The organism is Pseudoalteromonas sp. SIMBA_162 (assembly GCF_046535955.1).
In the GTDB taxonomy this organism is placed as follows: domain Bacteria; phylum Pseudomonadota; class Gammaproteobacteria; order Enterobacterales; family Alteromonadaceae; genus Pseudoalteromonas; species Pseudoalteromonas marina.
This window is the reverse complement of sequence record NZ_JAWJBQ010001006.1, coordinates 1-243: the sequence shown is the minus strand read 5'-3', so window position 1 is coordinate 243 and position 243 is coordinate 1. Positions and strand designations below refer to the sequence as shown.

General features: G+C 66.7%; 1 pseudogene. It reads left to right on the top strand.

Going from position 1 to position 243, the window contains the following annotated elements:
- Positions 1-243, top strand: a pseudogene (locus R0J88_RS22745) (MFS transporter); the annotation flags it as partial.

The window sequence follows — 243 nt, the reverse complement described above, 5'->3', positions numbered from 1 at the left end:
CCTCGGACTCGGGCTTCGATGACTTCTTCTGGCCGCAGGTGATCCGCGGCGCGGGCCAGATCATGGTGCTGCTGTCGGCCTCTCGGCTGGCGATGGGGCGTCTGGCGCCCCACGAGATAGGCAACGGCAGTGGCCTGTTCAACGTCATGCGCAACCTGGGCGGCGCGGTGGGGCTGGCGCTGATCGACACCATCCGCGAGCTGCGTGAGGACTATCACTGGAACCAGATGATCGGGGCCATCG